Origin of the sequence: Streptomyces sp. NPDC058045, assembly GCF_042885635.1 — a bacterium.
Lineage (GTDB): Bacteria > Actinomycetota > Actinomycetes > Streptomycetales > Streptomycetaceae > Streptomyces.
This window is the reverse complement of record NZ_JBHVRR010000027.1, coordinates 39,530-61,023: the sequence shown is the minus strand read 5'-3', so window position 1 is coordinate 61,023 and position 21,494 is coordinate 39,530. Positions and strand designations below refer to the sequence as shown.

Here is a 21,494-nt window from a genome sequence, read left to right as displayed (position 1 = left end):
GAGCCCCTTCCGCACAGCACACGACGGTCTACACCTCAGTAGACGGTCTACGTTACTGTAGACGAAAGAGGGAGGGGAACCGTTCCCAAGTACCGACTCAGAGGCGATAGAAGGCCGCCGCGTTGTCGTACAGGACGGCGTCCAGACCGGACCGCGCGCACACCGCCTCCGGCGCCGAGCAGATACCCGTGGTCAAAACGCTGGAACGGCCCGGAGACGACCGCGCCGCCGACGACATGCAGCGCGGCGGCGCGCTCCCGGTAGTCGTGAACGTACTCGCCACCGGCTCCTCGTCGGACTGGTCGAGTGGACACACGACGGCGGCCTCGTCGTGGGCGGTGCCGTCGAAGGCCAACGGAAGGCGGGCGGCGAGCGCCCGCATACAGGCCGGGGCAGCCACCGCCGCGCAGTCCTCGACCTGGACCGCTTCGAATCCGCGATCGCGGCCCGCACCGCACGCCCGGCGGGGGCGGGGACTTAGGCCGTCCCCGCCCGCCGGGTCAGCAGGAGCTGAGGTCCGGCTCGGTCGGCGCCCCGCCCATCAGCGGCTTGAGGTGCTTGTTGTAGAGATCCGCCCAACGGGACGTGTGGCCGGGGGACTTGGCGGTGATGTCGGTCAGTGCCCGGCACACCTCGCCGTGGAGTCCCTCGTCCTTGCCGCTCATCGCCACCCCGTAGCCCTCGGAACCGCTGAGGCTCTCCAGGGCCTTGGTCTTGGCGGAGTACTTGTCGGCGAGCCCGGCGACGATGACGTCATCGGTGGCCACCGCGTAGACCCGGGTCTTGGGATCGAGCAGCGCCTTCACACAGTCCTCGTAGCCGGCCCGGACGACCAGCTGGTCGCTCATGTGCTCCTTCTTGACCCACGGCACATAGACCGACTTCCGCGCGGTGCACACATCGGCGGTCTTGTCGTGCTGGAGGTCGCTGAGGTCGTTGTACGGCCGGTTCTTCCGCACCAGCAGCCCCTTGAGGGCTTCGTAGTACGGTCCGGCGAACTTCACGCCGTCGTCCTTCTCCCGCTGCTCGCTGATGCTGTACGTGGCGAGGACCAGGTGGACCCGGCCGGATCTCAGGTAGTCGCTGCGGTTGTCCGAGGTGACCGTGCGGAACTTGATCTGGCCGGAGCTGAAGCCGAGTTCGCGGCCGATCTGCTGGGCGAGGTCGACCTCGAAACCGTGGTAGGTGCCGTCGGCGGCCACGCTCAGCCCCGGCTGGTCCTTCTTGACGCCGATCCGGAGCTCGTCGTGGTCCTTGCGGAACGCGTTCTCGCTGCCCGGCTCGGGCTCCGGTTTGGGCTCCGGCTTCGGCTGGGTGTGCGCGGAGTCCTTGCCGGAGTCGGAGTCCGAGTCGCCCTTCCACTGCGTCCAGCCGAACCATCCGGTGCCCACCAGAAGTAGCGCGCACAGCACGGCAGTTGCGACCTTCCACCCGTTCCCGCCGCTCCCACCCCCGGCCGCCGCCGGCTGGGGCTGACCAGGGCTCTCGGGCTGGTCGGGCGCGGCGGGCGGAGGCGTGACCGGCGGCGGACCGAAACCAGTGCCGGAATCAGCGCCAGCGCCGGCCCCGGAACCGGACGTCTCCGCAGGTTCGACCGGCGCCCCGGACTCGCCTGACCCGCCGGGCACCGCCGCCGAGCCGGACGCCGTACCGTCCAGGGCCGAGGGGTCCTCCTCGGTGATGGCCGCCAGGATTCGCTCCGCCTCCGCGGCGTCGGGCCGAAGCGCCGGGTCCTTCTGCAGCAGGCTTTCGATAAGCGAGGTGAGCGGCCCGGCGTACCGCAGGGGCGGGAGTGGCGTGTCCCGTACGGCGATGAAGATCTCGAAGCTGGTGTCGCCCTCGAAGGGGCGGCGGCCCTCCACCATCTCGTACAGGGTGACGCCGAGGGACCACAGGTCGGACGCGGTGGACGCCTGGCGGGGGGCGGCGGGATTGTGGCCGAGGAGCTCCGGTGCCAGGTACTGCGGGGTGCCGATGATCTCATCGAGGCGGGTGACCTGGACGGCGCCCTCGAAGGTGGCGATCCCGAAGTCCATCAGCAGGGCGCGACCGTCGGGCCGGAACAGGATGTTGTGCGGCTTCACATCGCGGTGCAGTACGCCCGACTCGTGCACCGCGGCCAGTCCGCGCAGCACCTGGAGCCCGATGCGCGCCGCGTGCGGGACGGACAACTGCCGCTGCTCGTGCAGCAGATCGGCCAGGGAGCGCGAGTCGAGCAGCTCCATGACGATCCATACCTGGTTGCCGTCCTCGATCACATCATGGACGGCGACCACGTTCTGATGCCCGATCCGGGCGATGGCCTGCGCCTCTCGGCGGGCCCGGCTGACCCATGTCGACTGGGCGCGTGGATCGGCGGCGCCCGGATACAGCAGCCCCTTCACCGCCACCTTGCGGTCCAGGCTGGTGTCCAGCGCCTCCCAGACGACTCCCATACCGCCTTGGCCGAGCTGGCGTCTCAGCCGGTAGCGGCCCGCGATAACCGTGTCCGGCTCGCCGCTTGGCGTCCCCTCGCTCCGCATCCGACCCCCCAGAGATCATCGATTCAGGATGCAACCATAGACGCACCATCAGACACCCCAGTTCCGGGCTGGCTTGATGTGTTCACACTGCTCGGACCCGGTGCTGCGGCAGACCGGTCGGGCCTACCTCGGAACCCTCAACTCCGCCTACAGCGTGGCGAGTTCTGGCCGCCTTCGCCCCGTGCGGGTCAGGCGGTGGCCATGCCGGGGCCGAGTTGGGAACGGGTGGTCTTGGCGCCCGGTTTGCGCGGTTCGATGGTGCGGGGGTCGACGGCTTCACCGGGGGCGCCTTCGCGGTAGACGCCGTGCGGTTCGGTGTCGCGGTCGTGCGGGAGGAGGTAGAAGACCCGGCGCTTGTAGAGGCCGCTGTCGGGGTCGGGTTCGGCGCTCTCGTCCAGGCGGGCGTACCCGATCATGCGGCCGTCGCGCATGTAAGGGGGCTTGTTGTTGCGGCGCTTGGTCTTGTCGAGGGCCTGGCGGACGTAGTCGAGCGCCTCGGGGTCTTCCAGCCACACCACGTCGTGCTCGTGGGCGATCTCGCTTTCGGTGAGCAGCGAGCTCATGGCTGCCTCTCCTCGTTGGGCCGGTGGCGGCGGTGCGGGTCCGTGGGTTGCGGCCGCGCCTGCTGCTGCGGGGGCCTCGTCGCCTCCATGGTAGATGGCTGACGGGGCGTCGGGGTTTCGGTGTGCGGGGGGCTGGTCATGCGTCATCCTCCACAAGGGCCAGGTTCGGGTAGAACTTGCGGCCGTTGGACTTGAGCATGTCGGCCGGGGAGGCGATGCCGAGTTCCTGGCGGACCCGGTTGGCGAACGTACGGGGAGTGGCCGGCCGGATGCCTTCACCCGCGGTGCACCAGGAGCTGTACTCGGTGTAGAGCAGGCCCTGTTCGACCCGGAAGTCGGTGCGCTCGGCGTCGTTGCCGCGGGTGCAGCACTCGGCGAGGAAGCGGCCGATGTGGTCCTCGGTGGTGGCGTAGGCGGTGGTGGCGATACGGACGCGGTCGGGGCCTTCGAGGGGGTCGCGGGTGGTGAGGTAGCGGCGGGCGCCCTCGATGAGCCAGTGCAGGATGCCGGGGCCTTCGTCGCGGACGAGTTCGAAGGCCAGGTTGTCGATCTTGCGGGCGTCGGGGACGACGCGCTCGAAGGGCAGCAGCCGGATGCGCCGCCAGAACGCGAAGCCGCCGGTGGACACCTCGGGCCGGTGGTTGCCGAGCAGCCACAGGTGGTGGGTCGGCGAGAAGGAGAAGTAGTCCTGCCGCATCCGGCGGGCCTTGATCTTGTCGCCGCCGGTCAGCAGCCGCACCCGGGCCTCGTCGAACTTGTCGTTGGGCTTGAGTTCGCTGCACACCACCAGGCGCCGGCCGTGGAGTTCGGTGAGTTCGGTGGAGTGCTCGGAGAAGGCGCCGCGGTCCATGAGGAAGCCGGGGGGCGCGGCGTCGGCGTAGTCGCCCAGGATCTGGATCATCGTGTCCAGGAGCACCGACTTGCCGTTCTTGCCCTGGCCGTGGAGGAAGGGCAGCACCTGGGCGCCGACGTCGCCGGTGATGGAGTAGCCGAGCAGCAGGTGCAGGAAGGAGATCATCTCCCGGCCCTCGTCGTCCTCCCCGAAGGTGTCGGCGAGGAAGCGGTGCCAGCGGGGGGTGGGGATGTGCTGCGGGGAGACGCTGGTGGCGCGGGAGTGGAAGTCCTTCGCCGGGTCGGCCTTGCGCAGATTGCCGGTGGTGAGGTCGACGACGCCGGCGGGGGTGCACAGGACGTAGGGGTCGCCGTCGAGGGTGTCCGGGTCGACGGACAGGTCGGGGGCGGCCTTGGCCTGGGCGAGGAGGGCTTTCATGCCGGTCGTGGAGAGGCTGCGGCGCTTGTGCTGGCGTACTTCGCGGTCGGTGTGGAGGCCGGTGGGGTCGGTGTCGGCGAGGTCCTCGGCCATCTCCCCCGCGGCCCACAGGGCGGCCTTCTCGCCGCCCTGCCGCTTCCACCGGTAGCCGTCCCAGACGAACCAGCCGAGGCCCTCCACATGCCGGAAGCGTTCGCGGTAGAGCTGGATGAAGAGGCGCGCGTTGCCGCGGTCGGAAAGGGACTTGGGCAGCAGCACGGAACCGGCCCAGGGCGAAGCCGCGGGTGCGGCCCCGGCCTCCGGCAGGGCCGGGTACGACTGGGCGGGCAGCCGGGCGCCGGGCGAGGCCTGACCGGTGGGCGGTTCGTCCGGTTCGTCCTCGGGGATCTGGAGGGCGAGCATCTGCTGAGCCGCGGCCTGGGCGTCGAACGGCGGCGGCTTCTCGTCGCTGCTCATGAGCGTCCTTCAGGGTGGAACGGGCGGGCGGCGCCTGCGATCAGTCCATCACAGATGATCTTCTCATTGCGTGCCTGCTGCCAGGGGCGGGCGAGGTCCGCGGCCTCGGTCAGTTGCAACCGCACCCTCTCCTCCGTCACATGGCCGGCCGCGGCGAGGCCTCCCGCGGTGTAGGCGGCCCGGTTGAGCTTCTCGGTGAACGCGGTGCCCTCGGGCCGGGCCGCACATCCGGCGACCTCGGCGAGCAACGGTTCCAGAATCCGCTGCGCCCCCACCACGCGCCGCCTGGGGTGCGGTACGGCGCTACCCGCCCGCGGCTGCGGAGGCACGACGGTGGCCGGGGGGCGGGGCGGGGTGATCACATGGCCGGTCCGGTCGAGTTCGGCCCGGAGCCAGTCCGGGAGCGGGGCGGGCAGACGCCGCTCGCCCACGGGACGGTAACTGCCGCCGGGGGTACGGGTGGTGGGGGCGACGATATAGCCGCCGGTGGCCCGTACGTCGACCTGCCAGGCCAGCGCCGCCTTGGTACCGGAACCGGTGGAGCAACGCAGCGGTGTGCCCGTGTTGTTGCGGTACCAGACGTGCAGGCCGCCGGACGGGGTGCGGACGCGCAGGGTGGCTTCGTCGTGGGCGGGATCGGGGGCTCCGCGGTAGGCGGCGAGCAGGGCGAGGGTGTCGTAACCGGAGGCCAGGCCCGTCAGGTTGACCTGGTCCGGGATGGGGATGCCGGGGAGGAGTCGGGCTCGGGAGGGGGCGGGGGCCTGGTGGGCGTCGATGTCGATGACGACGAGTCCTGCGGGGCCGCAGGCGACCCCGACTCCGGCCGCCGGGTGGGCGGACCACCAGGCGTCGATCAACTGGCCGTCGGTGGTGGCCGCGTGGAAGCTGTGGCAGGGGCGGCCGGCGGGGAGGCAGGGGCAGTCGGCGGGGTCGTGCGTCTTGCGGCGGCAGTCCGCGCAGTTCGCTGCGGGCGTCTTGCGGCCGGGGGCCAGGGGGTGCACGGGCCAGCCCTGGGCGGCGCACCAGCGGGCCATCACGTGCTGCTGTGACAGCCCAGCCTGGGGAGCAGGCGCGGGGGACTCACCGGGAGGCACGTGCATCCTTCTCGTAGACAGCGGTCCCTGATGCCGGTCCCTGGGCAAGAGCCCAGGTCACACCCGGAGGGAAGGGCTCCAGCAGGGACTGAAGGGACTGTAGTTCGGGAAGAGTCTAGAGCCCGGAACACGGCAGAGCCCGCACTTTCGGGTGCGCGCCACGCCGGTGGACTCCGCGGGGGCGCTGATTCCAAGGGTCGGTCCCTTGGGTCCCTGGGCGCGGCGCGGGATGTTCTCCCGGTCGGCCACCGTTCGGTCCCTGAGCTTTTTTGCTCCTCCCGGCACTCCAACGTCGGGGCGGGCGGGGGGCAGCGGGGACCGAAACCAGGGACCAAGGGTCCAGGGACTGAAGACCAGGGCCTGGAGCAGGGTTCGGCCCCTCTTCGGTCCCTGCATAGTTCTCGCAGGTCAGAGCCATTTTACTACCCCTGTGAGGGACTGAAGGGACCCAACTCTCTAATTATGAGCTGTACATGAATATAGGTACCCCTTACAAGGAATCCATGTGACACATGCGTACGCGCGTATGAACCAAGTGCTAGGTAGCTTATATATAGGGGGGTTCGGTCCCTTCAGTCCCTCTGAACCTTGGTCACAGGCTTCTGACCTGCACTTTCTCTCAGGGACCGAAAGATGCGCCCAGACCCTGCGCTTCAGTCCCTGGCCCTGCCCGGCCCTTCCGTCCCTGCCGCCGGGGCCTGGCCCGCAGAGCCGGCTGCCCGGGACCGCCCCTCCGCCCCAGGGACTGAAGCTCTCACCACAGACGGTCCGTCTCTCCCGGATGGACGGCGACGCGGGCACCGTGGAAAGACCCGGCGGCCGCCCGCGCCTTCGGGGAGAAGAAAGCCCCCAGGGTGACCTTGCCGAAGCCGGGGCTGTCGCTGGGGAACGGCCGCTGCGGGGTGCCGCCGATGAGCACCGTGCCGGGCAGGTACTGCCAGCCGGCGCTCTCGTAGAAGGGACGCAGGGGCCGTTCGCAGGTGAACAGCCCGAGGTCGATGCCGCTCCCGGCCATCGTGGCGCGGGCCGCGGTGGCCAGCCGCCGCCCGTACCCGAGGCGCCGTGTGCCCCGCCGGGTGACGACCGTGCTGAGCCCCGCCGCGGTGAAACGCACTCCCTGGTGGACGATGTCCTTGCTGAGGATGTGCAGCGCGGCCAAGACCCGGGCACCGTCACCGCTCCCGTCCACCAGGAGCAGCGCCCGCGGCCGCAGCACCGGATCGTGCAACGGCTCCTGTACATCGGCCGCCGCCCGTCCACCGCCGGACGGCCAGGCCTCCTCGTGCAACTGCCGTATCTGCGCCTCGATTTGAGCAGGTACGACGCCTTCGCCATATCCGAACAACAGGATCCGCATCCCCATAACGTGCCCCGGCAGACGTCCCGGCACTGCGGCCAGCCCCACCCCGCCGTACATCAAGATCCGTACGGCGGGGTGGGGCTGGTTGCTGCTGGTGGCTGAACTCCCAAGGGAGGGGCGGGAGTTCAGCCCTTGAGTACGGGGCCTACTTGACCTACTTGGCCTTCTTGACGAACTCCGTGGTGTAGGTCTTGGCGAGGTCCACCTTGAAGTTCTTGAGGTTGGGGTTGAAGGACTTGAGGACGCGCTCGACGGTCGCGGGGCCGTCGGAGGGCATCACGCCGTCGGTGGTGAACATGGGCAGGGTGCTCTTGATCGACTCGGCGTACACCTTGGTACCGCCGCCCTGGGCGTAGTCCGCGGGCATCTTCGCGGCGATCTCCTCGGGGGTGTGCTTCGACATCCACTTGAGGGTCTTCACAAAGGCGTTGGCGAGCTTCTGCACGGTGTCCTTGTGGCTGTTCACCCAGTCCGTGCGCATGTACAAGCTGGACGAGGGATAGGCGCCACCCAGCGCCTCCTTGGAGCCCTCGGGGGTCCGCATGTCGATGAGGACCTTGCCGAGCTTCTTGTCCAGGATGGTGGCGACCGTCGGGTCCGTGGTCATACCGCCCTGGATGGAACCCTGTTGGAGAGCGGCGATGAACGTCTGCCCGGCGCCGACCGCGACCGGTGTGTAGTCGCTGGTCTTCAGGCCGTTGTGGACGGCGAGGTACTTGGTCAGGAAGTCCGTGGAGGAGCCGAGCCCGGTCACGCCGAGCTTCTTGCCCTTGAAGTCCTTGGCCGACTTCAGCTCACCGGCCGCCTTGTTGGAGACGACCTCGACCTCCCCCGGTGCGTGCGAGAACTGCACCACGGACTCCACGTGCTTGCCCTTGGACTGCAGGTCGAGGGTGTGGTCGTAGAAGCCGACGGTGCCCTGGACATCGCCGGAGACGAGGGCGGTCTCGGCCTGCACGCCCGCCGGTTCGGTGAGCAACTGCACGTCGACCCCCTCGGCCTTGAAGTAGCCGAGGCGCTGGGTGAGCATCGCCGGGAGGTAGATCACCTTGTCCAGGCCACCCACCATGATCTTGACCTTGCCCGAGCCGCCACCGCTCTTGTCGTCTTCGTGGTGGGCGCAGGCGGTCAGGGTGGTGAGGGCGAGTGCGGCGCTGATGGCGGCCGCGGCGGCCCGGCGGCCGGAGAGGGTGGTGAGGCGCATTCGGTCACGTCCTTGAAGAGTTCGGGAAAGCTGTGGAGGGGAGCACGGGGCGGGTCAGCCCTCGGAGGGGTTCTCCGGCGGTTTCCAGCGGAAGAGGCGGCGTTCCAGGAAGGTGAGGAAGCCCTCGGCGAGCAGCGCGACCACGGCGAGGATCGCCATCGCGGCATACACACCGGCCGAGTTGAAGGTGCCCTGGGACGCCGACACGAGGAGACCGAGGCCCTTGGTGGCCCCGATGTACTCGCCGACGATCGCGCCGATCAGGGCGAAACCGAAGCTGACATGGAGACTGGTGAAGATCCAGGAGGTCGCGGAGGGAATGACGACCTGGAAGGTGACCTGCCGGTTGCTGGCGCCCAGGATGCGGGAGTTGGCGACCAGATTCCGGTCGACCTCGCGGGCCCCCTGGAAGGCGTTGAAGAAGACGGGGAAGAACACCAGGACGACCGCGGAGGCCACCTTCGACGCCGGCCCCAGACCGAACCAGATCAGGAAGATCGGTGCCAGCACGATCCGCGGCAGTGCGTTGAGGACCTTGATGTACGGGCCGAGGACATCGGCGAGGAAGCGGACCCGGCCCAGCGCGATACCGAGGAGCACACCGGCGATCACACCGATGACCCAGCCGAGCAGCGCCTCATAGAGCGTGTACCAGATCTGCTCCCACAACGAGCCCTGGGCGGTGCCGTGTTGGACCCAGGAGACGATCTGGTCCCAGATCTTCGACGGCATCGACACATTGAACGGGTCGACGATCTTGGCGCGGGCGAACCACTCCCACAGCCCGATCACGGCGACCAGCAGCAGGATCCGGCTGACCAGGATGAGGGACCGGCGGCGCCGTGCGGCCTGGGCCCGGGCCGCGGTACGCCCGGTGGCGGGCGCCTCCTTGGTGAGGGACGGGGCGGGGGCGGTGGGCGTCTCAGGCGGCATTGGCGGCGCCCCTTTCACGAGTGATGCGGACCTCTTCACCGAGGGAGGACCAGATTTCGCGGTACAGCTCGATGAAGCGGGGCTCCAGGCGGATCTGCTCGACCTTGCGCGGCCGCGGCAGGTCGATCTCGAAGACCTGCTTGACGGTGGCGGGCCCCGCCGTCATCACCACGACCTTGTCGGCGAGGGCGATGGACTCCTCCAGGTCGTGGGTGACGAAGACCACAGAGGCGCCGGTGCCCGCCCACAGGTCGAGAAGCTCGTCCGACATAAGGGCCCGGGTCTGCACATCGAGCGCGGAGAACGGCTCGTCCATGAGGAGGATCTCGGGATCGTTGACGAAGGTCGCGGCGAGCGCGACGCGCTTGCGCTGCCCGCCGGACAACTGGTGCGGGTAGCGGTCCTCGAAGGCGGCGAGCCCGACCCGCGCCAGCCAGGCACGCGCCCGCTCCTTGGCCTCCGGCTTGGGTACGCCGCGGAAACGGGGGCCGGCCATCACATTGGACAGCACCGTGCGCCACGGGAAGACGGCGTCCTGCTGGAAGACGAAGCCGACCTTGTCACCGATGCCGGTGACCGGCTGTCCGCCGACCATGACCTCGCCCTCGGTGGGCTCGTCCAGCCCGCTGACCAGGGTGAGGGTGGTGGACTTGCCGCAGCCGGTGGGCCCGACGACGGCGACGAACTCACCTCGTCCCACGGTCAGATCAAGATCCCGTACGGCGGTGTGGGCAGCACCCGACGGGGTGCGGAACGTCTTGCTCGCCCCCCTCAGCTCGATGGCGGGGCTCGTCGTGTCGGTGTTCATGGGGCGGGACGTTAGGTGCGCTGCGGGCGCCTCGGGGCCTTGTGGGCACAACCCGGCCTTCTGCCGACAGAACACTTTTTGCTCGTTCTGCTCACAGCGAGCCCGGGAATCCGCGCAGAGGGGTGGGCAGCGGCCCCCGCTGCCCTTACCGTGCGGATGCGCAGTCTGCCGCCGCCAGGGCGTTTCACCTGCGTACCGCCGCCCGTCACCCACCCCCTGAAGGAGTCACGATGATCAACGTTCTGGTCGTGGACGACGACTTCCGGGTTGCTGAGATCAACGCGGCGTATGTCGAGAAGGTTCCCGGCTTCCAGGTCGTGGCCCGCGCCCACACGGCGCTCCAGGCCCTCGGCACCCTCCAGCGCCAGCGGGTCGACCTGGTCCTCCTCGACCACTATCTGCCGGACGAGACGGGCCTGACGCTGGTACGCCGGATGCGGCACCACGGACACGGAGCCGACGTGATCATGGTGACGGCGGCGCGCGATGTGTCGACGGTGCGGGACGCCATCCGTTTCGGTGCCGTGCAGTATCTGGTCAAGCCGTTCAACTTCGCCGGGCTCCGCGCCAAGCTGGAGGCGTACGCGGCACTGCGCCGTACCGTCGACGGGGTGATGGGCGAGGCCGGCCAGGAGCAGGTGGACCGCATCTTCGGGGCCCTCAGACCCGCCGAACCAGGGACGGACCCGCTGCCCAAGGGCCAGTCGGCGCCCACCTCCGAACTGATCCGGCGGATCCTGGGCGAGGCGCCCTACCCGCTGTCCGCACACGAGGTCGCCGAACGCTCCGGCCTCAGCCGCTCCACCGCCCAGCGCTACCTCAAGCACCTGGAAAACACCGGCCGCATCAACCTCACCCTCAAGTACGGCGACACCGGCCGCCCAGAACACCGCTACGCCCCCGCGGGCCCAGCCGCCAACTGACCTGTGTCCGCACCCCAGATGAGGCACTTTCGCCCCATATAACCTGCTTCGCAAGCCGAGTTGGAGCTATTACGACGTAATAATCGGGCGGGAGACGGTAGTTGGGAGACGCTGAGAGGGGCTGAGCTATTACGACGTAATAGCTCAGCCCCTCTCTCCCAGCGCGCTCGCTTCGCTCAGTTGCCCTGTCCGCCGGGCGCCGTCCGCCGCTCCTGGTGCTCATTGAGTAGACGCAGCATCTTGGCGAACTCGGTCGGGCTCATCTTGCGGATGAGGTGATGCGCGAGAAACACCCCGTCGTCATACGGCAACGTCCGAGGCGTCCGCTCCCCCACCTCCGACTCCCCCACCGCGGCCTCCGACTTCGAGGCAGCCCGCATCTCCGCGGCGGCCTGCGGCTCGACGGGCTGGGGTTCAGGGGCCGGCCGCTTCACCCGGTCCTGGGGCTCGGCCGTGGCGACGGGCTCGGCAGCGGTCGGCGGCTCCACTGCCGTCTCCGCCTCGGTTGAGTCCGGGGCGGAGGCCGGGGCCGGGGCGGCGGGCACCGTACGGGGCTCCGGGATGCGCTCCCCCGGCGAGGAATCCGAGGACTCCCCCGCTCCCCCACCGGACACGGAACCCGCAGCGTTCGCCCGGTCCCTTCTACGAGCCGCGCGCTCCGCGTCCTTGAGGGCCCGCTCCTCCTTCAGCCGTTCAAGAGCCGCTTCCTGCTCCGCCGCGGGCCGATTGCCGACGGCACGCAGCAGATCGATCGGCTCCTGACCGATACGGGCCTGCAACTGCGGGATCAGCCCCAGCAGCGACAGCCGCTGCGAAACCCACCCCTGCGATCGGTGCAGCCGCCTGGCCAGCGCCGCCTGACTGCCATGGATCTTCAACAGGCGCTCCAGTGCGCGCGCCTCGTCCAGCTCGGCCAGATCCTGCCGGTGGATATTGGCGACGAGCGCCGACTCAAGGATCTCGTCCGAGGTCGCACCCTGGTCGTCACTGACCATCACCTTCACCGAGGACAGGCCGGCCTCCCGGGCGGCCGCCAGCCGACTGCTGCCGTCCACGACGACATAGGCGGTGTCCGGCTCCAGGTCCTCCTCACGCTCCGGGTTGGCCTTGAGATAGGCGTCCCGGTTCATGACGGTGATGGCCTGCTTCTGACCGTGGTCCCGGAGGCTGCCCGCGAGGTCCGACAGATCGCCGAGGCTGCTGCGGGGGTTGTCCGGGTTGGGGCTGATGCGGTGCGGCGGCAGATCGGTGGGGGCGGCCACCCCCTCGGTCGGTACCCCGGTGGCGGCGGCGACGGCCTGGCGGCGGGCGCTGACCCCGCGGACCTGGCTGCCGAAACGTCCGGCGCCCAACTGGTCGGCCTTGCTCATGAGATCTCCCGTGCCAGTGCCCGCATCCCCACGGCCTGCTGCGACCTGGGGGCGTAGGACAGCAGCGGCTGCTTTACGCGCACCGCTTCCTTCTGCTCCTTGAGATCGCCGATCAGGCCGACGACCCGAGGATCCTTTATGTCCACCCAGCCCTGCAAAGAGGACGTGGCGATATAGCCGCGACGTGAGTCATAGAGGTTGACCACGATGCCCAGATAGTCGATGTCGACCTGGAGGTCACTGCGCAGATCGTCAATCTGCCGCGTCAGCAGCTCATAGGCGTCCGCCGAACTGTCCTCCGCCTGCACCACGATCAGCGCCCCGGACTGCCCCGGCTTCTCCCCCTCCCGACGCCGCCCGTAGTACGCGGCCGCGTCCATGCTCAGCCCGAGACTGGGCGGGCAGTCCACAAGGATTACGTCGTAATAGCCCTCGACCGAAGCCAGCGCCCGCTCCAGCGCCGCCTCCCGGGCACGCACCGCGGAGAGCCGTACATCGAGCAGGAACGCGTCGTTGCAGGCCGGCAGCAGATGGAGCCGGCCACCGAAGGCCTCGTCGTCGATGGAGACGATGAGATCGCGGAGATCGCCCTTGGGGTCCCCCGCCATGTGGTTGGTGAGGCTGTCCCCGTTCATCGGCAGGGGCGCCGCGCCGAGTTGGTTGGTGAGGTGGCACTGCGGATCAAAGTCGACCAGCAGCACCCGCAGGCCCAGGCCGGGAAGGTTCTCCGTGTCCAGCGGGGTGTCCTGGGCGTCGGAGGCCGCGGCGAGCTGCTTGGCGATCCGCACCGGATGCAGCTTCCCCGGATCCTCGGCAAGGGCCTCCCCCGTGCCCGCGGTGATGGCGGTCTTCCCCACCCCGCCCTTCTGGTTGCACACGACGATCCGACGGGTCACGGAGGGACGCGCGATCTCCGGCGCCGGGTTGTTGTCCAGCCACAACTGCACTGACTGGGCGAGGCTTTGGATGAGGGAGAGTCGCCGGTCACTGGCGACTTGCCGGAAGTCGTCCCACTGCCCCTCGGGCAGGAAGGTCGAGAAGGAGTCGGCACCCGAGGTGTCGACGGGAGCGGTCGCGGAGGCGAGATCACACCAGTCGGTGATGCCCCGCTCCACCGCGGCTTGGATCTCCACGCCCAACTGGGCCGCTCTGATCTTGAGGTTCTGCCGGAGCCATCCCGGCAGTTTGGAAACGACCTTCTCGCGGTCGCTCGGGGTGGCATGAGTCGTCATGGGGACACCTTACTAACGTCCATGATCCTTTGAGAGACCGACACGTTAGGTAGACCAACTCTTTGGTGTGGTGGCGCTTCTGACGGCCCGGCTATTACGGCGTAATAACCGGGCTCTGCTTCGTGGGCGGTTGCTCTTGTCCGGAGGGGGCCGGCCTCAACTGGTTTGGGGTGAAAGGGAGGTGGCGGAGCGTCAGACGTGCGTGCCGGGAAGAACGGAGGCGTGGCGGGGACCGGTGGTGGTGCGGGTGGTTACTGCGGGAGGACGTTCGGCGGTCGCGGTGTGGGGGCTGACTTTCGGTGGTTGCGGTTGGGGAGGGGGAGTTGGTGGTGCCGGGTGTGAAGTGGGTGCGGGACGGCCTGGGTTGAGCAGGTGCTCTTAGTACAAGAGGCGCTGCTGAAAACGTGCCTCTGACCTGCGGTTTTCTGGAAGCGATGTGTCCTGGGGAGCACATTTCGGGGGTCGAAATGTTAATGGGGAGCGCACATTTCGCGGCAAAGTCAAGCTGTGGTGGAGTTTCTATTTGCGCAGGTCAGAGTGGTGCGGAGAGGCGGCAGGAGGGGTGTTTTCGATGGCCATGGCAGTGACGGTGAGTGCCGGTAAGTCAAATGGGAGTGTAGTTTGGGCGCCTGGAGGCTCGGTAAGTCAAGCTGTGATGGAGTTACGGCGCATTTTTCGAACGAGGCCGCAGAGGGGTCCGGCGCGGGGTGTCGGAAGGTAGGGCTCGATCGGCAGAAGACAAGCATCCCTTGACTTACCTCAACCAGTGCTTGATATTTTCTGTGCTCCGGGCGACACGGTGTCGGATCCTGTCTTCCCAAAAGACAAGGACCAGTTGAGTTTCAAGTAGTGTCTGGGACGCCTGAGTTACAAGGAGGTCCTGTGACATCTGATCCGCCTGCCCAGCGTCGGGCGGGCCCCCGCCCGGTCCCGGCACCATCCGGCGAGCACGGCTTCGACGACATCCTCGTCGCCCTCGGCCAACAGCTCGGCGAAACCGTCGAACCCGCCGACCGCAGAACTCGCCGCCGCCTCAAGGGCGTTGTCTTCGAGTACGAGCACGAACCGCGCACCGTCCACGACATGGCGGGCGATGCGGGCTACAGCATCGCCAGCAACTGGTTCACCCAGCTACTGGCCCAACTCGCCGTCGCCAACAGCGTCACCAAGAGCGAGATGTGCGTCTTCCTCTATGTCGCCGGCGGCCAGATCGCCGGCACCGGCCTCGCCCAGTACACACAGCAGGAAATCACCGACGGCCTCAACAAGGAGGCCGCCCGCACCGGCGCACGCTGCATCACCCGCTCCACCGTCAACCGCGCCATCCGAGCCCTCTGCGAATACGGCTGGCTGGAGAAGCACGGAAACGGACGGATCCGGCTCAACGTCCGCCTCTGGTTCCGCGGCAGCAGTACCGCGCAGCAGGCCGTACTCGCCGAACTGGACCGGGAACGCGGTGAGGACAAGGACGCGTTCCCCCACCATGTCGGCCCCGACCGGGCTGTCCAGGAGACGCTCGACGCCGGTCTTGACGCCCCTACCCTCGACCGGCAGGAGCGCACCGGGTGATAACACCGTGCCAGCCCTGAGAAGATATGGACCACGCCCCGCAGACCAGCATCCGCACAGGCTGCCGAACAGGAAGGTGCAGTAGTGGCCGAGGTCATGTCCCCGCTCGTGTCCGAGCGCATCTGGGCCCTGCCCGTCTCCGGCAGCGCCGTCAAATTCCTCCAATACCTGGTCTTCCGCTCGGAGTTCGGGGGTCACATCCCCGTCCGGCAGAAGGACATGGCACGCGAGTTCGGCGGTAAGTCACCTCAGGCCATCAGTGCGTTGATGGCCCCGCTGTGCGATCTGAAGGTGGTACTCCGGCCGCCCAGTGAAGGCCGCGACGGCAACAGCTACCGGCTGCACCCCCTGGCCGCCAAGTACGAGAGCCATGAGGTGATGGAGGCGTCCTTCCGTAAGGCGCTGCGGGACATCAAGGCCGGCGACCTGCCCAACCTCAAACTGCCGTCCTACGCGGCCACACCCCCGAGCGAGGGCACCCCCAAGCTCCGGATCGCCGTCGCGTAACGGCAGGCAGCAGTACCCACAGCGGCACACAAGCGAGGGGCCCACCGGATGGTGGGCCCCTCGTGCCTGAGTGGAGATCTGCCGACCAATATACCCGCCCTCAGCTCGGGCCACTCGCCATCGCCCACTTATTACGCCGTAATAGGCGGGCGCAGCGGCGCGCGGGGCCACTGCCTCGCCCCTCCCCCACTCCCCCGGCCGGCTGTCTCCGCGACCCCGGGCTATTACGGCGTAATAGCCCGGAGCCTCGCGCTGGGCCTCGCCCCGTCCGCGTCCTACTCCCCCGCTCCCCCGCCCCCTCCGCTGCGGCGGGCTATTACGGCGTAATGACTCTGGGCCGGGACGCCGACCCCGGCCGTCGTCTCTCTGGCGCCCGCCCGCCTCCCGTACTCCGGGATCTATTACGGCGTAATAAGCGCGGAGGCAGGGAGGGGCGGAGGCAAGGGAGGGGTGAGTGGAGGCCAGGGCTATTACGCCGTAATAGGTAGCCGGGGGTGGGGGAGGGGCGGTGAGTGGTTCCCCGGTGTAAGTCCCGTGCGCGGTTCTATCGTTGGGTGATGCGCGCAGACTCTGTTGAACAGCCGGCTGATCTGGACGTGGTTCGTGAGTCCTATGACCGGGTGGCGGACAACTACGCGGAGATGGTGGTGACGACCGGGGTCGGCGATATCCGGCGCCATCCTTGCTGAGCGGGGGCTTGATGTGTCCGGGGTGGATCTCTCCGCGCGCATGATCGAGAACGCACGCCGTCTTCATCCGCAGTGCCGTTTCGGTGTCGCCTCCGCCACTGAACTCGACCTTGCTGAGGCGTCCCTCGGTGGTGTGCTCGGGTGGTGGTCGCTGTTCAATCTGCCCCGTGAGGTCCTGCCGCAGGTCCTCGCCGTGTTCGCGCGGGCCTTGAAGCCGGGTGGGTACTTCATCACCGCGACCCACGTCGGTGACGAGGACGCCCTGCGCACCGAGGCCTATGGGGGAGTGCCCGTGCGTTGGACGACGCACAAATGGCGGCCGGAGGAGTTCGTGGCCCTGATCAAGCAGTCCGGGTTGCGCCCGGTCGCCGAACTCCGGCTCCCCGCCGATGAGTTCCAGGGGCCTGGGCTGGTCGTCATGGCCGTACGCCCCGGCTGACGGGACGAGCGGGCGTCACACAGGCGAAAGGCGCGCGCTGTGAACCTGCCCGTCCAGGGCCCTACTTGGTGGACCTGATCTGGTCGGCGGCCACTCTCAGGTCCCGCCGGTCCTCGACGGCCAGCCGGGCGTACTGGATCAGGCGCGCCAGGTCGCCTCGGGAGCACATGAGGATGTCGTCGATGACGTCCGGGCTGGGCGTGGTGTCGCCGTAGCAGTCGTGCCATGCGAACTCGACCAGTTCCAGCAGATCAAGCGCCGCCGGAGCCGCGTCCTTCCCGAGCACCGCCTCGACCTTCGCCGTACGTCCCGCCCGACGGGCCGCCCTTCCCACTGCCATGACCGATCCCCTTCCTCCGACATGTGAGCTGCCTGGCGCCACCCACTCGTACAGCAGTATCCGCGGTATCCGCCAGGGCCTCGGGGTAGTTATGACAGCGCTGTTATATTAGGGCTGTGACATCTTCGGATCCTACTGAACTGCCTGATCCCTGGCGGTCGTTGCATGAGTTGCTGGCGGATATGGACGCTGAGATCGAGCGGGTCTATGTCGAGCGGGGGATCGAGGGGGTGCGGCCCCGGTTCGCGTATCCGTTGATTCGGCTTGCGCACGCCGGGCCGTTGACCATTCGGGAGCTCGCGGAGTCCCTGGACCGTTCGCACTCCGCTGTCAGCCAGACCGTCGCCGCCATGAAGAAGGAGGGGCTGGTCACCTCCGAGCCGGGGCCCGATGCTCGGACTCGGCGGATCGATCTGACCGAGCGGGGGCGGTCGCTGGTGCCGTTTCTGGAGGCGGAGTGGCGGGCCACCCATGCGACGGTCGCCGAGCTGGACGGTGAGATTCCGTATGCGTTGACCGCTGTCGTCCAGGAGGTGCGGCGGGCGCTGGAACGGCGGTCGATGCGGCAGCGGGTGCTGAGCCATCTTGTCGAGCCGCCCCGATGAAGAAGTACGTGATGAGCGGCCGGGTGCGGATCCGGTTACTCGACACTCGTCCGCTGCACGGCAGTCCGGCGTTTCGGGATCTGTGGATCGGTACCTCGGTCTCCCAACTCGGCGGCCAGATAGCCAATGTGGCGGTGCTGGCCCAGGTGTGGGAGCTGACCGGCAGCCCGGTGGGCACCGGCGTGATCGGGCTTGCCACCGGTCTGCCGATGGTGCTGTTCGGGCTGCTCGGCGGCACGCTGGCCGATATCGCCGACCGCCGTACGGTGGTGTGGGCCACCACCGCGGGCCAACTGCTGGCCGCGGCGGGGCTGTGCGTCCAGGCCCTGGTGGACAACCGGAGTGTGCCGCTGCTGCTCGCTCTGGTCGCGATCCGGACGAGTTGTGGCGCGCTCGGCGCACCCGCGCGGCGGACCTTTCCGGTCCGGTTGCTGCCGGGGGACCAGGTCGCGGCCGGGCTCGCGCTGACCAGCGTCTCCTTCCAGACGGCGATGCTGACCGGGCCCGCGCTGGCCGGGGTGATCATCGCCCGCTGGGAGCTCCCCGCCGCGTACGCCACCCAGGCCGTGGCCACCGCGGTCGCGATGCTCGCGGTGATCCGGCTGCCCGCGATGCGGCCGGAAGGCGCGGACGCGGCAGGCGGTAGACGCCGGGCGGAGCGAGGTGGTTGGCGGGTCGTGCTGCGCCGCCCGACGCTGTGGGGTTCGATGGCCACCGACCTGTCCGCGACGCTCCTCGCCATGCCCATCGCGCTCTTCCCCCTGGTCAACGAGATCCGCTTCGGGGGAGACCCGCGGACCCTCGGCCTGTTCCTCTCGGCGGTCGCGGTCGGCGGGATCACGGCCGGTCTGCTCTCCGGCACGGTGACGCGCTGGCGTCGCAGCGGCCTGGTGCAGATCTCCGCGGCCGGTGTGTGGGGGCTGGGGCTGGCCGGGTTCGGGTTGGCGGGGCCGTTGTGGCTGGCGCTCGGCTGCCTGGCTGTGGCGGGCGCCGCCGACACCGTGTCCGTCGTCACCCGCAGCGCCCTCGTCCAACTGGAGACCCCGGACGCGTACCGGGGGAGGGTCTCCTCGGTGGAACACGTCATCGGAGTCGCGGGTCCCGAACTCGGCAACTTCCGTGGTGGCCTGCTGGCTTCGGCCACCTCCGCCCCCGTCTCCCTGGTCGTCGGCGGGCTGTCCGCGGTACTGGCGATCGCCGCCGTGTCAGCGGCCAACGCCCCGCTTCGCGCCTACCGCACCCCGCCGGCGGCGGGTGGGGGAGTGGGGGAGTAGGGCTCGCGTTCGCCGGCATTCCCAAGTGCCGTTTCTGCGGCGGGAGTTGGCGGCCACACACGGCAACGGAGGGTAGGGGGCGGGAAAACGCCAACTGCGGCGTGCGGTCAGCTTGTTGTGACCGTACGCCGCAGTTGTTAGGTGCGGGTGCTAAGACCGGTGGAGGTCGTCGGCGTCAGGGGCCGGGACCGGGTGCCGGGGTGCTGCTAGATGCCGCACTGGGAGGCGGACCAGAAGCGACCGCTCTGGCTGCCGAGGTGGGCGTGGGTGCTGTGGTTGGGGTAGCCCGGGCCGAGGATCTCGTTGAAGCCGTGGTACCGGGCCTGCTTGACGATGGTGCAGTACGACGGCGAGCCGATCAGGTCGATCCCGCGGCCGTAGAGGTGGTTGCTGTTGGAAGCGCCACCGACCGCGCTGTTGCAGGAGTAGGAGCGGAAGCCGCTGCTGGTGGACAGGGGCGCGTCGCCGAGGGCGTGCCGCAGGGCTTCCAGCTTCCACATCTGCTGCAGGGCGTTGGCCTTGGCCGCCGCCGCGGAGACGGCGCCGCCGGACCAGTCGGAGTTGCAGCGGTTCATCTCGGCGTACGTGAAGTGCGCCGGTGTGCAGTCCGCCTTCTGGAGTCCGTAGATCTTGCTGAAGGTGTTGGGACCGGCGATCCCGTCCGCCGACAGGCCGTAGGCCGACTGGAAGCGTGTGACGGCGGCCTTGGTGGCCGGGCCGTACTGGCCGTCGATGGAGATGACGCCGCCGTAGCCCGGGTATCCGGCGACCCGGATCTGCAACTGCCGCACGTCCTCGCCGCTGGTGCCCTCCCTGAGAGTGCGGTTCCAGGTGTAGCAGGAGGCGGCCTGCGCGGAGCCGGCGGTCATCGCGGTACCGACCGATATAAATGACGCGAGCATGACAAGGCTGAGCAAAGTACGTATATGACGTCTGAGCACTGTGCCTCCTGGGGAGTGAGTGTGAGGCAAGACAGTGGCGGACCCGCGCTACGCGCGTCAATAGCACGACCGGGCGCCTTTTCCTGCCTCCGACACGCCGAACCTGACATCTGTCGGACCGGCGGCGCATCATCTTACTGAGCTTCCAACTCGCTTGCGGCCACGGGTACTTGGGTGGGGGCGGGGGCGTTGTCAGTGGTGTGCCGTAGCGTCTCGGGTATGAGTTCCTCGCTGACCGTGCACCTGCTCGATGTGGCCGCCACCCGCGCCCTGGTCGGGTCGGGTGACGACGCCCTGCTGGAGGCGGTGCGCGCCGCCTCCGCCGACGATCTGGCCTTCTTCGACGAGCACTTCGACTACGAGATCGAGCGCGGCGCCCCCACCGCCTACGAGGCGCTGCGCGCGGTGGTGCACGGCGGCCCCTTCACCGAGCGGAAGGAGTACGCCTTCCAGTACGGCTACGCCTATGAGCGCCTCTGCTCCTTCACCGGGACCTTCCTGAACAACAACTGCTTCACCCCGCACCGCGGCGCGTGGCTCTCCGCGGTGGACGAGGGGATACGCGCCCTGGGCATCACCGCGGTCTCCGTCGAGTCCTTCTGCTACGGCGGCCTGCCCGACGCGCTGCCCGCCACCCACACCCCGGACTGCGGCGAGTGGTCCGCGGAGCGGATAGCCGAGGCGCTGGAGCAGTACGAGACCGCCCGGCGGGCTGCCGAAGAGACCGGTCACGCACCGGAGTTGGGGCCGGAGGTGGAGGCGGCGGCGATGCAGTGCGTCGACTGGATGCGGCAGGCTGTGGCCCGCCCGGGACATGGACTGATCGGCTTCCGCTACTGAGGCCGGGGGAGCCGGCCGTCGGGCGCTCTCGCTACCGCTTCCGGTGGGGCGGGGGAGGGGTGGCCGGGCCGGATTCGGCGGCGAAGGCGGCGCCGCTGTGCGCCATGGAGCCCTGGAAGGCGTCGAGGAAGCTCTGTTCGACGGCGGTGGCACGGGCGTAGGCGGCGGAGAGGATGTACTCCTGGAGGCTGACGCCCTCCTCCCGGGCGGCGGCCTCGATGGCGGCACGCTGCTCGGGGTCACGGAAGCGCAGGTTCATGGCCTTGGGCGCGGCTTTGGTTTTGGCCTCGGGAATGCCCTTGGGCTTCGACATAGGGGAGACGGTACCAGTGGTACCAGCCCCGGAGTCCGGAGTGCCGGGTAAAGGAACGCGGCGGGGGTGGTGGGTGTCGTGGTCCCGTATCGCCGTTCGGTGGGTGCGAGGGGCGGGGCGCGTATTGCCGCGGCCCCGCGCTGCTTCCGGCTCCTCCGCCGTGCTTGGTTCCCTGGTCCTGGTAACTTTGCAATAAGTTACGGAGTATCGAGGGTGTCGACCAGGGCAGGGGCGTTGTGTTG

Annotated in this window: 20 protein-coding genes and 1 pseudogene; 7 read left to right on the top strand and 14 right to left on the bottom strand. The window is 68.9% G+C overall.

The genetic code is table 11. From position 1 onward, the window contains the following. Positions 1–97 precede the first annotated feature (97 nt). The 9 genes from ACFVST_RS18025 to ACFVST_RS17985 all read right to left on the bottom strand — a co-directional run bounded on the left by ACFVST_RS18025 (position 98) and on the right by ACFVST_RS17985 (position 10,210). Positions 98–400 (bottom strand): hypothetical protein, encoded by a 303-nt coding sequence (locus ACFVST_RS18025; protein ID WP_390152406.1) that lies wholly within the window; start codon positions 398–400, stop codon positions 98–100. 100 nt (positions 401–500) lie between these two features. Beyond that, entirely contained in the window at positions 501–2,522 is a 2,022-nt protein-coding gene (locus ACFVST_RS18020; RefSeq protein ID WP_390152403.1) for a serine/threonine-protein kinase, read from the bottom strand. Between the two features lie 188 nt (positions 2,523–2,710). Then, complete coding sequence (locus ACFVST_RS18015) at positions 2,711–3,085, bottom strand: DUF6009 family protein (protein WP_390152401.1); 375 nt, start codon at positions 3,083–3,085, stop codon at positions 2,711–2,713. A gap of 136 nt (positions 3,086–3,221) precedes the next feature. Further along, a complete protein-coding gene (locus tag ACFVST_RS18010) occupies positions 3,222–4,811 on the bottom strand; it encodes a phage/plasmid primase, P4 family (protein ID WP_390152398.1) in 1,590 nt (529 codons plus the stop codon). Beyond that, a complete protein-coding gene (locus ACFVST_RS18005) occupies positions 4,808–5,845 on the bottom strand; it encodes a bifunctional DNA primase/polymerase (protein ID WP_390152396.1) in 1,038 nt (345 codons plus the stop codon). Before ACFVST_RS18005 ends, ACFVST_RS18010 begins: the two co-directional genes overlap by 4 nt. Before the next feature lie 814 nt (positions 5,846–6,659). Continuing rightward, the gene (locus ACFVST_RS18000) at positions 6,660–7,262 is read right to left on the bottom strand and encodes a GNAT family N-acetyltransferase (protein ID WP_390152393.1); all 603 of its coding nucleotides are present in this window, start codon (positions 7,260–7,262) and stop codon (positions 6,660–6,662) included. 157 nt (positions 7,263–7,419) lie between these two features. After that, positions 7,420–8,469, bottom strand: coding sequence for an ABC transporter substrate-binding protein (locus ACFVST_RS17995; protein ID WP_390152390.1), 1,050 nt, complete (start codon positions 8,467–8,469; stop codon positions 7,420–7,422). Positions 8,470–8,523: 54 nt separating this feature from the next. After that, a complete protein-coding gene (locus tag ACFVST_RS17990; RefSeq protein WP_390152387.1) occupies positions 8,524–9,402 on the bottom strand; it encodes an ABC transporter permease in 879 nt (292 codons plus the stop codon). Continuing rightward, positions 9,392–10,210 (bottom strand): ABC transporter ATP-binding protein, encoded by an 819-nt coding sequence (locus ACFVST_RS17985; RefSeq protein WP_390152385.1) that lies wholly within the window; start codon positions 10,208–10,210, stop codon positions 9,392–9,394. Before ACFVST_RS17985 ends, ACFVST_RS17990 begins: the two co-directional genes overlap by 11 nt. 230 nt (positions 10,211–10,440) lie before the next feature. On the opposite strand from ACFVST_RS17985, the gene ACFVST_RS17980 reads away from it, so the two are divergent. Continuing rightward, a complete protein-coding gene (locus ACFVST_RS17980; protein ID WP_390152382.1) occupies positions 10,441–11,133 on the top strand; it encodes a response regulator in 693 nt (230 codons plus the stop codon). Positions 11,134–11,309: 176 nt separating this feature from the next. Here the strand turns inward: ACFVST_RS17980 and ACFVST_RS17975 are convergent, their stop codons facing one another. Continuing rightward, entirely contained in the window at positions 11,310–12,503 is a 1,194-nt protein-coding gene (locus tag ACFVST_RS17975; protein WP_390152380.1) for a ParB/RepB/Spo0J family partition protein, read from the bottom strand. After that, positions 12,500–13,735, bottom strand: a complete 1,236-nt coding sequence (locus tag ACFVST_RS17970) for a ParA family protein (RefSeq protein ID WP_390152377.1) — start codon at positions 13,733–13,735, stop codon at positions 12,500–12,502. The genes ACFVST_RS17975 and ACFVST_RS17970 overlap by 4 nt, the downstream gene beginning before the upstream one ends. 882 nt (positions 13,736–14,617) lie before the next feature. Here ACFVST_RS17970 and ACFVST_RS17965 point away from each other — a divergent pair. The 3 genes and pseudogenes from ACFVST_RS17965 to ACFVST_RS17955 all read left to right on the top strand — a co-directional run bounded on the left by ACFVST_RS17965 (position 14,618) and on the right by ACFVST_RS17955 (position 16,939). Further along, entirely contained in the window at positions 14,618–15,304 is a 687-nt protein-coding gene (locus ACFVST_RS17965) for a hypothetical protein (protein ID WP_390152374.1), read from the top strand. 84 nt (positions 15,305–15,388) lie between these two features. Next, positions 15,389–15,811: a hypothetical protein gene (locus ACFVST_RS17960; protein WP_390152372.1), complete on the top strand. Its 423-nt coding sequence runs from the start codon at positions 15,389–15,391 to the stop codon at positions 15,809–15,811. Between the two features lie 557 nt (positions 15,812–16,368). Beyond that, positions 16,369–16,939, top strand: a pseudogene (locus ACFVST_RS17955) (class I SAM-dependent methyltransferase). 61 nt (positions 16,940–17,000) lie between these two features. On the opposite strand, the gene ACFVST_RS17950 reads toward ACFVST_RS17955, so the two are convergent. After that, entirely contained in the window at positions 17,001–17,279 is a 279-nt protein-coding gene (locus tag ACFVST_RS17950; protein ID WP_390152370.1) for a hypothetical protein, read from the bottom strand. Positions 17,280–17,461: 182 nt separating this feature from the next. Between ACFVST_RS17950 and ACFVST_RS17945 the strand changes: the two genes are divergently transcribed. Continuing rightward, positions 17,462–17,884: a MarR family winged helix-turn-helix transcriptional regulator gene (locus tag ACFVST_RS17945; RefSeq protein ID WP_390152368.1), complete on the top strand. Its 423-nt coding sequence runs from the start codon at positions 17,462–17,464 to the stop codon at positions 17,882–17,884. An 11-nt stretch (positions 17,885–17,895) separates the two neighbouring features. Next, positions 17,896–19,158: an MFS transporter gene (locus ACFVST_RS17940; protein ID WP_390152497.1), complete on the top strand. Its 1,263-nt coding sequence runs from the start codon at positions 17,896–17,898 to the stop codon at positions 19,156–19,158. Positions 19,159–19,364: 206 nt separating this feature from the next. On the opposite strand, the gene ACFVST_RS17935 is transcribed toward ACFVST_RS17940, so the two are convergent. Beyond that, positions 19,365–20,099, bottom strand: coding sequence for a D-Ala-D-Ala carboxypeptidase family metallohydrolase (locus ACFVST_RS17935; protein WP_390152366.1), 735 nt, complete (start codon positions 20,097–20,099; stop codon positions 19,365–19,367). 219 nt (positions 20,100–20,318) lie between these two features. Here ACFVST_RS17935 and ACFVST_RS17930 point away from each other — a divergent pair, with 219 nt between their 5' ends. Beyond that, positions 20,319–20,939, top strand: a complete 621-nt coding sequence (locus ACFVST_RS17930) for a hypothetical protein (RefSeq protein WP_390152363.1) — start codon at positions 20,319–20,321, stop codon at positions 20,937–20,939. A 31-nt stretch (positions 20,940–20,970) separates the two neighbouring features. On the opposite strand, the gene ACFVST_RS17925 is transcribed toward ACFVST_RS17930, so the two are convergent. After that, positions 20,971–21,198 (bottom strand): DUF1778 domain-containing protein, encoded by a 228-nt coding sequence (locus ACFVST_RS17925; protein ID WP_390152494.1) that lies wholly within the window; start codon positions 21,196–21,198, stop codon positions 20,971–20,973. Positions 21,199–21,494 lie beyond the last annotated feature (296 nt).